At 28.9% G+C, this 2,574-nt stretch carries 3 protein-coding genes; 1 reads left to right on the forward strand and 2 read right to left on the reverse strand.

Annotated features, from left to right (window positions below; genetic code table 11):
• The first annotated feature begins 78 nt into the window (after positions 1–78).
• A complete protein-coding gene (locus N456_RS08885) occupies positions 79–765 on the forward strand; it encodes an NgoBV family restriction endonuclease (protein ID WP_062056050.1) in 687 nt (228 codons plus the stop codon).
• Here N456_RS08885 and dcm read toward each other — a convergent pair.
• Both dcm and N456_RS08895 read right to left on the reverse strand, forming a co-directional pair.
• Positions 729–2,075: a DNA (cytosine-5-)-methyltransferase gene (dcm, locus tag N456_RS08890; RefSeq protein ID WP_062056052.1), complete on the reverse strand. Its 1,347-nt coding sequence runs from the start codon at positions 2,073–2,075 to the stop codon at positions 729–731. The genes N456_RS08885 and dcm overlap by 37 nt on opposite strands.
• Before the next feature lie 3 nt (positions 2,076–2,078).
• Complete coding sequence (locus tag N456_RS08895; RefSeq protein WP_062056054.1) at positions 2,079–2,354, reverse strand: DUF6471 domain-containing protein; 276 nt, start codon at positions 2,352–2,354, stop codon at positions 2,079–2,081.
• Positions 2,355–2,574 lie beyond the last annotated feature (220 nt).

Here is a 2,574-nt window from a genome sequence, read left to right on the forward strand (position 1 = left end):
CGTTACCCAACATATAAAAATCGAGATTCCAAGATAATTTTTTCTATCTTTGAAAATTAAGAAAACCAATAAGATTGAATGAAATTAACAGCGGAACAACTCTATAAAAAACTTGTCGAGGATTATAAATTAATTGGAGAAACAGGAAGCATTAAATTTACAGTTAAAGATTTAAGCATACTAATCAAGACAAAAGATACTGTTGGAAATTTACTACAAGAATGGTTGAAAGCTTGGTTTCAAAAAGAAAATATTGATTTTGAAGAAAACACAAATTCTCAAACTTTTCCTGATTTTCTTTTAGACAAAGACAACCACAAAAAAGGACTTTTAGAAGTTAAATCATTTGATTTTGACAGAGGACCTGGATTTGATTTAGCAAACTTCGATTCTTATTGTAATTCACTTTTAGAAAATGCTTACCGAATTGACTCAGATTATCTTATTTTGGCATATCAAATGAATAACGGAGTAATCAGTATTAAAGACGTTTGGTTAAAAAAGATTTGGGAATTAGCTTGTCCAAGTGGAACGTATCCTCTAAAAGTTCAAGAAAAGAAAAGTGTAATTTACAATATAAGACCAAGTATTTGGTATTCCACACGTGCCAAATTCAAGCCTTTTAATAGCAAAGAGGAATTTTTAACAGCTTTAAACAACACTCGTTATCAATATCCTCAAACAAGGCACACTAATGGTCATTGGTTGAGAAATGTATTAAAAAACTATCAAGAACATACTGGGGTTTCATTGACAGTAGAATAAACTAAATTTCGTTCGTAAATTTCTGCTAATTGTTTTGCAACGTGTTCAACAACTGGAACAGCAACTGTATTTCCTAATAAATCAAAAGCTTCCGATTCTTTAACAGGAATTTCGTACCATTCTGGATAACCAAACAAACGCAAGCCTTCTCTAATAGTTAATCGTCTTAAACCTCCGTTATCTGGAACTGCTAATCGAGAAACATCTGTTGCTACAAGTGTTGGAGCAATATCATTAGGATCCAAAATTTTATTTATTTCAAAACTCAATTTTCCTGTAACAATATTATATCCTTTTGGTTTTGTTTCATCATAAGCACGAAATTTTCTTTCCCCATTTTCTGTAATTTCACGCACCAATTTTTTGGGATGTTCAAATCTTAAATATCCTTTTTTAACTAAATCATCCAATAAAAATTTAAGTTTATCATTCTTATGAAAAGTTGAAATTTGCTTTAAAGTCAAAGCCATTCCATCCATCCAATCTATACCAATTTTTTCAGCCCAATGCTTTTTACGTCTTTCTTTAAAAAGTTTATTTAGAATAATAATTTGCTCATCTGAAACTTCTCCCTTTATTCCAATATCCCAACTATGAATATTATTATCTCCTCCTCTTTTATCTTTAATAGATTTACCATATAAATCTTCTATTTCAAAATGCTTAAAAAGTTTTTCAGTAAAATTAGAATTAATAGTTTCTAATCCGTTTTCCAAAATACTATTTAAAGTATTAAATTCTTTATCAGAAAAGGTAAGATTAGCTTTTTCATCTTTGTTTCCAACAATAAATATTCTCTTACGGGATTGAGGCAATCCAAATTCAATAGAATCTAAAACTTTCCAAGAAACTTTATAGCCTAATTCATTTTTAAGCTTATCTAAAATAGTCATTAATGTTCTTCCTATTTTATCCTCTTTATTTTCTAAATCGTGTTTTACAAGTCCTTCAACATTTTCAAGTATAAAACCATATGGATTTTTCTCTTTTAAAATTCTTTCAATTTCAAAAAACAAAGTTCCTCTTGTATCAACAAATCCTTCACGTTTTCCACCAGCACTAAATGGCTGACAAGGAAAACCTCCTAACAAAAAATCAAAGTTTGGAATTTGTTTATTTTCAACATTAAAAATATCTCCAACAAAATAATCGTGATTGAAATTTTTAGACAAAGTTTCAATTGCATAAGGTTTAATTTCAGAAGTCATTACACACTCTGTCTCAAAACCTAAATCTTGGAATGATTTTTCAAACCCTAATCGTATTCCTCCTAATCCAGCGAATAAATCTATAAATTTAACTTTTGACATATTTTATTTTTTTAAGGTATAATCTGACTGTGGTTCAGATGCAATTGATAATTGATTTTCGTATTCCTCTATTTCGATTTTTTCACAGCCAATAACAGTTAAACATTGTAAAAAAAAAGAAGCACTAAATGTTCCCCGACTGATTTTACTATCAATACTCGATTTTGTTTCTTCTATTCCAATTTGTTCAAGCATATTTACCAAGTCCGAATTTGAAATTCCTCTACGAACCAATTCTGACTTTAATAAACGTTTAACTTTATCATTCCAATCTGACATAATTATGGATTTGATTTATTGCAAATTTGAATAAATATTTGTAAATATGCAAATAAATAGGCGAAAATAAAAATACGTTGGGTAACACCGTGTATAAATAATAGCGGTTTTAGTGCTTATTCAAAGTTAGTTTTTTATCTTTAAAGTCAAGTTATAAACCGAAAATTTAGTGCGTAAAATCCACTACTATTCATACACAAATACGTTAGGCGCAATGTAT

It is taken from the genome of Aquimarina longa SW024, assembly GCF_001401755.1.
Lineage (GTDB): Bacteria > Bacteroidota > Bacteroidia > Flavobacteriales > Flavobacteriaceae > Aquimarina > Aquimarina longa.